The 7,940-nt window shown below is 73.6% G+C and carries 3 protein-coding genes; all 3 read left to right on the top strand.

Features of this window, described 5'->3' with window-relative positions; translation table 11 throughout:
• Nucleotides 1-1,473: beta-ketoacyl reductase (locus GT354_RS16060; protein ID WP_161356995.1), on the top strand; the 1,473-nt coding region annotated here is incomplete at its 5' end.
• Nucleotides 1,470-5,942, top strand: coding sequence for a type I polyketide synthase (locus tag GT354_RS56505; protein ID WP_161356994.1), 4,473 nt, complete (start codon nt 1,470-1,472; stop codon nt 5,940-5,942). The genes GT354_RS16060 and GT354_RS56505, both read left to right, overlap by 4 nt.
• Nucleotides 5,943-5,951: 9 nt before the next feature.
• Nucleotides 5,952-7,940, top strand: a 1,989-nt coding sequence (locus tag GT354_RS16050) for a condensation domain-containing protein (protein WP_161356993.1), incomplete at its 3' end; no start/stop codon positions are given.

Raw genomic sequence — 7,940 nt, 5'->3', positions numbered from 1 at the left:
GTCGCGGCCGAACTGGCGGCCGCGCCGGTCGGTGCGGGCGGCCGGCTCCCGCGCCTGTGGCTGGTCACCCGCGGGGCCCGCTCGCTGGCACCCGACGAGGTACCCGACCTCGCCCAGGCGGGAGTTCGCGGCCTGGCGCGAACCCTGGTGCTGGAACACCCCGCGCTGCGCACGACGCTGATCGACCTCGATCCCGAGGGCCACGACGGCGCGTACCTGCCGGCCGAACTGACCGCCGGGCAGGACGACGAGGTCGCGTGGCGCGGCGACACCCGCCGGGTCGCCCGGCTCACCCGCGCCGCTGCCCGACCGCACCCCGCCCCTCGGCCGATGGTCCGGCCCGGCGGCGGATACATCGTCACCGGGGGGTTGAGCGGGGTGGGGCTGTACACCGCGGGCCGGCTCGCCGCCGAGGGCGCGGGCTGCGTGGTGCTCAACGCCCGCTCCGCGCCCGATCCCCAGGCGCTCGCCGCCATCGAGCACATGCGCGCGTCCGGGGCGCACGTGCTGGTGGTGCGCGGGGACATCGCCGAACCCGGCACGGCCGAGCACCTGGTCGCCCAGGTGGCGGCCGGCGGCTACCCGCTGTCGGGGGTGGTGCATTCGGCGATGACCCTCGACGACTGCCTGGTGGCCGATCTCGACGCGGATCGGTTGAACCGGGTGTGGCGGCCCAAGGCCGCGGGTGCGTGGCGACTGCACCGGGCGACCCGGGACACCGCGCTCGACTGGTGGGTCTGCTATTCGTCCATCGCCTCCCTCATCGGCGGGGCCGGCCAGGCGAACTACGCGTCGGCCAACGCCTTCGTCGACTCGCTCGCCGAATGGCGGGCCGCCCGCGGCCTGCCGGCGCTGAGCGTCAACTGGGGCGGCTGGGCGCAGATCGGCCGGGCCCGTGACCTGACCCACGACGCGTTTCCGATGATGCCGCCGCCCGAAGGCATGGCCGCCCTGGCCGAGTTGATCGGCCGGGGGGTGCGCGGCGCGGCCGCCATGCGGCTCGATCCCGAGGCGCTGGTGCGCACCGTGCCGGAGACGACCCGATCGTCGTTCTTCCGGCCGATCGTCGACGCGGTCCGTTCGGCCGACGACCTCGGGACGGATCCCCAGGCGCTGCGCGCACTGCCTCCCGAGCGACTGCGCGAGGTGGTGGCCGAGCGGCTGCGCGAGCGGATCGGGCAGATCCTGGGCTATCGGGGCGCCGACCTCAGCCGTCGCACCGCCCTGACCCGGCTGGGACTGGACTCCCTGATGGCGGTCAAGACCAAGAACGCCGTCCTGGCGGACTTCGGGGTCGTGGTGGCCGTCGCCCGGCTGCTGCAGGGCATCAGCCTGGGCGAACTCGAAGACCGCATCGTCGGCGAGTTGGGCGGCGAACCCGAGCCGCAGACCCCGCCCCCGGCCGTGGCTCGGGCGCAGGCCCGCGCGCAGGCCCGACTTTCGGCCCGTACCCAGCAGCGGAGGAATCGGTGAGCGGCAACACGCGCGAGGGCGCGGACCCGGCGGTGTCCGCGGACGTCGAATCCGACGGCATCGCGATCATCGGCATGGCCGGCCGCTTCCCGGGTGCGCGGGACCTGGACGAGTTCTGGGCCAATCTGCGCAGCGGTACGGAGAGCATCGTCGACGTCACCGACGACGTCCTGGCCGCCGAGGGGGTGCCGGCGGAGTTGCTCGCCGATCCCTCCTACGTGCGGCGCGCAGCGCCCGTGGAGGGCGTGGCCGAGTTCGACGCCGAGTTCTTCGGCTTCACCCCGCAGGCCGCGCGCACGATGGATCCGCAACAGCGGCTGTTCCTGCAACTGTGCTGGCACGCGTTGGAGGACGGTGGCTACGACCCGTTCCGCTACGAGGGGGCCGTGGGCGTCTTCGGTACGTCGTCCATCAGCTCGTACCTGCTGTACAACCTGCTGTCGCGGCGGGACACCAGAACGCTGATGGGCGGCGGGTTGGGCCTGGACCTGGTCCAGTTGGTCGGGGGCAACGACGCCAACTTCATCGCCACCCGCGTGGCCTACGGCCTCGATCTGCGGGGGCCGGCGCTCGGCGTGCAGACCGCCTGTTCCAGTGGTCTGGTCGCGGTTCATCTGGCCTGCCAGAGCCTGCTGTCGGGCGAATGCGATCTGGCCCTGGCCGGCGGGGTGTCGATTCGCATACCCCATCGGGCGGGATACCTGTACGACCAGGGGGCGATCATGTCGCCGGACGGCAGGTGCCGGCCCTTCGACGAACGCGCCCAGGGCACGGTGTTCGGCAGCGGTGGGGGCGCCGTGCTGCTCAAGCCGTTGGCGCATGCCCTCGCCGACGGGGATCCCGTTCGGGCGGTCGTGCGGGGCTCGGCGATCAACAACGACGGTTCCCGCAAGATGGGGTTCACCGCGCCCAGTGTGGACGGTCAGTCCCAGGTGATCGCCGAGGCGCTCGCGGTGGCCGGTCTCTCTCCCTCCGACGTCAGTTACGTCGAGGCCCACGGTACCGGCACCGCGTTGGGTGACCCCATCGAACTGGCGGCGCTCGACGCGGTGTTCGGCGGTGAGCGGGCGCAGCGCTGTGCGATCGGTTCGGTGAAGTCGAACATCGGTCACCTGGAGGTGGCCGCCGGACTCGCGGGGCTGATCAAGACCGTGCTCGCGCTGGAGCACCGCGAGTTGCCGGCGACCTTGCACTACACGCGGCCCAATCCGGAACTGGAGCTGGCGAACACGTCGTTCACCGTGCAGGACGCCCTGGCCCCGTGGACGGCGCCGACGCCGCTGCGGGCGGGGGTCAGCGCCCTGGGGGTGGGCGGCACCAACGCGCACGTGGTCGTGGAGGAGGCCCCGCCCCGGCCGGCCGCCGAGCCCGCCGAGGGTCCGCGCGTGTTGTCCGTCAGCGCGCGGGGCGAGGACGAACTCGCGTTGTCCTGCGCGCGGTTGGCCGAGCGGCTGGGGCGCGGTGACGTTGGTGATCTGGAGGCCGTCCGCGCGACGTTGGCCGACGGCCGCCACCCGCAGCCGCATCGTCGCGTCGTGGTCGCCGCGTCGGTCGCGGGGGCCGCCGATGTGCTGCGCACCGCCGGTCATCCGTCCTCGCACGCGGACGTCGTGCTCGGGGAGTCGCCGTCGGTGGTGTTCCTCATGCCGGGGCAGGGCGCCCAGTACCCGGGGATGACCCGGGGGCTGTTCCGCGCCGACGCCGGGTATCGGGCTCACTTCCAGTGGTGCGCCCAGGGGTTGTCGGACCTGCTGGGCGTGGATGTCGAGGCGGCCTGTCTGGGCACCGACGCCGAGGCGTTGCGGCGCACCGACGTCGCCCAGGCCGCGTTGTTCTCGGTGGAGTACGCGCTCGCGTGTCATCTGCTCGACCGGGGTGTCGAGCCGGGCGCGGTCGCCGGCCACAGTGTGGGCGAGTTCGCGGCGGCGTGTGTGGCGGGGGTGTTCGCCCCGGAGGACGCCCTGCGGGTGATCGCCGAACGTGGCCGGCTGATGCACGGCGCGCCCGCCGGCAGCATGCTGGGCGTCGGATTGTCGGAGGAGGCCGCGGCCGAGGCCGTCGAGGGCACGGGTTTGGAGATCGCGGCCGTCAACGGTCCCGGCTCGTGTGTGGTCGCCGGGCCGGCCGCGGCGGCCGAGCGATTGGCGGGGCGGCTCGACGAGCGCGGCGTGACGGTGCGCCGGTTGCACACGGCGCACGCGTTCCACACCGAGGCGCTCGCGGAGGCCGCCGAGGTTTTCGGTCAGCGCATCGCCGAGGTGAAACCGAGCCCGCCGCGCATCCCGCTGCTGTCCGGCGTCACGGGTACGTGGATGAGCGACGAGGAGGCCGTGGATCCGGCCTGTTGGGCTCGGCAGATCCGGCTGCCGGTGCGCTTCGGCGACGTGGTGTCCGCGGCGTTGGCCGAACCCGGCCGGGTCCTGATCGAGTGCGGTCCGGGGCGTACCCTCACCACGTTCGCGCGGCGCGGTCCGGCGTGGTCGAAGGCGCACCGGGCGGTGCGGCTGGTGCGCCACCCCGAGGAACCGCGTGACGATCACGAGACGTTCCTGTTGGGCCTGGGCGCTTTGTGGGCGGCCGGCGTGCAGTCGGACCTGGGCGTGGAGCCCACCGGGCGGCCCGCGAACCGGGTGTCGCTGCCCGGGTATCCGTTCCGGCGCGTCGAGCACTGGATCGCGCCGCTGCCGGTCGCGGACGGCGCGGCGCCCGCGGGGCGCTGCGAGGTCGACGGTGCGACGGTGACCGCGCCCGTGTCCGGCGACGGGGCGCGGGTGCGCGACGGCATCGGCTCGGATGCCGTCGCGGACACGGCGGTGCGCACCGTGGCCGCCATCTGGGCCGAACTGCTCGGCGTTCCCGAGGTCGGTCCGCACGACAACTTCTTCGACCTGGGCGGGGATTCCGTGGTCGCGGTGCAGGCCGCGTCGCGGGCCACCCGGGCCGGTTGTCGGATGAGTCCGCAGGATGTCTTTCGCCACCAGACGGTGACGGCCCTGGCCCGGGCGGTGGAGCACGGCGACGGCGCGGCGGTCTCGGGCCCGGCGGCGGGTGCGGAGGAGTTCCCGCCGCTCACCCCCACTCAGTGGTGGGTGACCGAGCGGGCCGGGGCGCGCCTGGGCGGGTTCGTGGTCCCGCTCGTGTTGGAGATCGCGCCCCAGGTGTCGACGCGGGTGGTGATCGAGGCCGTCGAGGCGGTCGTGGGCCACCACGAGTCGCTGCGGCTGCGGTTGGAGTCGGGCGAGCGTATCCCGCGGCAGCGGATCGCCCCGGCCGGTGAGTCCGGGATCGAGGTCGCGGTGCTCGTGGTGCCGGCGACCGAGACGGCGGTGGCGAGCGCCGTCGCCGATCTGGGCGCCGGTCTGGGCCGACTCGACGGTCCCCTGGTGCGTGCCGCCGTCCTCGAACCGCAGGGCGCGGGGCCTCGTCGTCTCGTCCTGGTGATGCATCACTTCTGCGTGGACAACGCGTCCGAACGCATCCTGTTGGAGGACTTGTCCGCGGCGTGCGATCGCATCGGACGCGGTGAGGCACCGGAACTCGCGACCGTCGGAACGCCGTGGTCGGCCTGGGCCGCGTGGTTGGCGGCTCTGGTCGCCGATCGGGGGGTGCTGGCCGAACTCGACCACTGGTCGGACGAGTTGGGCCGAGCCGCCGCGACGAGTCTGCCGACGGTCGGCGCGCCGGCGGCCGCGATGGCCGCGATGCCCGCGGCGGCGGATGTACGGCTGGTCGCGGCGGAGTTGGACGAGCACGCGGTGTCCGCCTTGACCCGGCTCCAGCGTGCACAGCGGGGTGGGTTGAACGAGTTCCTGGTGGGCGCGGTCGCCGATGTGGTCGCGCGGATCACCGGGGCGGAGGCGGTCGTGGTCGACGTCGAGGGCCAAGGACGCGCCGCGTCGCCTCCGGGGACGGATCTGAGCCGGACGATGGGTACGTGCACCACGCTGCACCCGGTGCGCGTCGACGTCGGCCGCAAGGGCGTGACCGGGGCGGTCGCCTCGGCCCGCCGGGCGCTGCGTTCGACTCCGGGCGAGGGCCTGGGCTACGGCGTGTTGCGGGCGCTGCACGCCCCTTCCGCGGCGCGGTTGGCCCATCTTCCGGTCTCCGATCTTTTGGTGACCTATCTGGGCACCGTCACCTATGACGCGGTGGCGGAGCTGGACGCGGGGCCGCTGCGCCGCGTGGCCGGGGCCCATGTGTCGGCGCGGTCCGTGCCGGCGTGCCTGACGCACGGCTTGGAACTGCGGGCCTACGTGCATCGGGGACGGCTTTGTCTGGATTGGTGGTTCGACGCCGGGCGCTACGACCCCGGCGTGGTGGAGCACGCGAACGAGCGGGTGGCGGCGGCGCTGCGCGAGCTCGGACGCAGCGGTGCGCCGGGCCGCGGAAGCGGTACTGACGCGCCATGGCAGGACGTGAGCAACGCGGATCTCGAAGTGCTGTTCGGTGGACAGTCCGAAACCCATTAAGGACCCGGCATGAGTCTCCATGACACCGAAGACGTGCACGCCCTCTCCCCCATGCAGGAGGGCTTGCTCTTCCATACCCTGCGCAATCCCGACGGCGCGATGTACATGCAGCAGCTCGCGCACACCTACATCGGCGATCTGGACGCGACCGCGCTGCGCTCGGCGTGGCAGGCCGTCGTCGACCGGCACACGATCCTGCGAAGCTCGTTCGCCTGGGAGCGGCTGGACAAGCCACTGCAACTGGTTCACCGCAACGCCCCGGTGCGGTTCACCCCGCTGGACTGGACCGGGCTGGACGAGCGGGCGATACGCGAGCGGGAGCAGCGGCTGCTGCAGGAGGATCGCGAGCGCGGCTTCGACCTCACCGATCCCCCGCTGATGCGGTTCCACCTCGCTCGTCTGGGCGAGGATCGCCACCGCTTCGTCGTCAGCGTCCACCACCTCGTGCTCGACGGGTGGTCCACCGGTGTCGTGCTGCGCGAGGTCGCCGCCGCGTACACCGCGCTGCGCGAGGGGCTGCCGCTCGAACTGCCTCCGGTTCGGCCCTTCCGCGACTACGTCGACTGGCTGCGCGGCAAGGACCCGGACCGGGCGGAGGCGCACTGGCGGCACGAGTTGAAGGGCGTCGCCGGCCCCACCGCGCTGTTGCCGGACTCGCGGCCCGGCTCGGCCGCGGCCGCGCAGCACGTGCGGGCGGTCGAGCTGGGCGAGGATGCCACGGCCGCGTTGGCGGTCGCCGCGAAGGAGCGGCGGCTCACCCTGGGCACGCTCGTCCAGGCGGCGTGGGCCCTGCTGCTCTCTCGCTACTCCGGCACGTCGGAAGCGGTGTTCGGTTCCGTCTCCTCGGGCCGCCCGGCCGAGTTGGCGGGCTCCGAGGACATGGTGGGGCTGTTCGTCAACACGCTGCCCACCCGGGTACAGGTCGATCCGACGGCGCGCGTGGGCGACTGGTTGTCCGATCTCCAACAGGCGCTGGCCGCGGCGCGCGAGCACGAGCACGTACCGCTCACCCGGATCCAGGAGTGGAGTGATGTACCGCACGGCACCGAGTTGTTCGAGACGGTGCAGGTGGTGCAGAACGCGCTCGACCCGTCGGTGCTGTGGGAGCGCTTCGCCGATCTGGAGGTGGCGGACCCGGAGTACTTCACCCGGACCAGCTTTCCGCTCACCCTGGCCGTCGTTCCCGGGGAGCGGCCGCTGCTGCGGGCGATGTACGACTGCGAGTGGCTGTCCGACGCGATGGCCGAGCGCCTGCTCGGGCATCTCGCCGTGCTGCTGGGCGAGCTTGCCGGGGATCCGGACCGCAGGCTGGGGCAGTTGCCGATGCTGACGTCGGGCGAGATCGCCGCGTTCGCCGTCGACACGGCGACCGGCGCGTCGCCGACGGTGTTGGACCTGTGTGCCCGCAACGCGGCGCGCCGACCGGACGCGATCGCCGTGACGGGGCGCGCCGGGGAGCTGACCTGGTCCGCGCTGGAGGCCGGCGCCAACCGGCTGGCCCGGCATCTGCGGGCCCGCGGGGTCACCTCCGACGCCGTCGTGGCGGTGTGCCTGGCGGACGCCGCGGCTGCGCTGACCGCGCTTGTGGCCGTGTGGAAGGCCGGTGCCGCCGCCGCGCCGTTGGACGCCGGCCGCCGCGCGCTCGACCTCGCGGCCTTGTCGACCGAGCTGCGGCCCGCCCTGCTGGTCACGGCGACGGCGGAGCGGCCGCAGGGCGAGCACGAGGTCGTCCTGCTCGACCAGGACGAGCGGGAGATCGCCGCGCACTCCGCCGCGGCGCCCGACTGGGACGAAGCCGGCACCGGTCTGGCCTGGGTCGCGCTCACCTCCGGCGCCGAGGACGCGCCCAAGGCGGCCCTGCTGGATCACGACGCGCTCGCCCGCGCCGCGGCCGCGCTCGGCGACGAACTGCGGCTCGGTGACGACGACATCGTCTTGGCGTACGCGCCGGCCGACTCCTATCCGCACCTGGTGGGGGTGCTCGCCGCCCTCGCCGGC

This window comes from Streptomyces sp. SID3343 (assembly GCF_009865215.1).
Lineage (GTDB): Bacteria > Actinomycetota > Actinomycetes > Streptomycetales > Streptomycetaceae > Embleya.
This window is presented reverse-complemented; position numbering and strand designations above follow the sequence as displayed.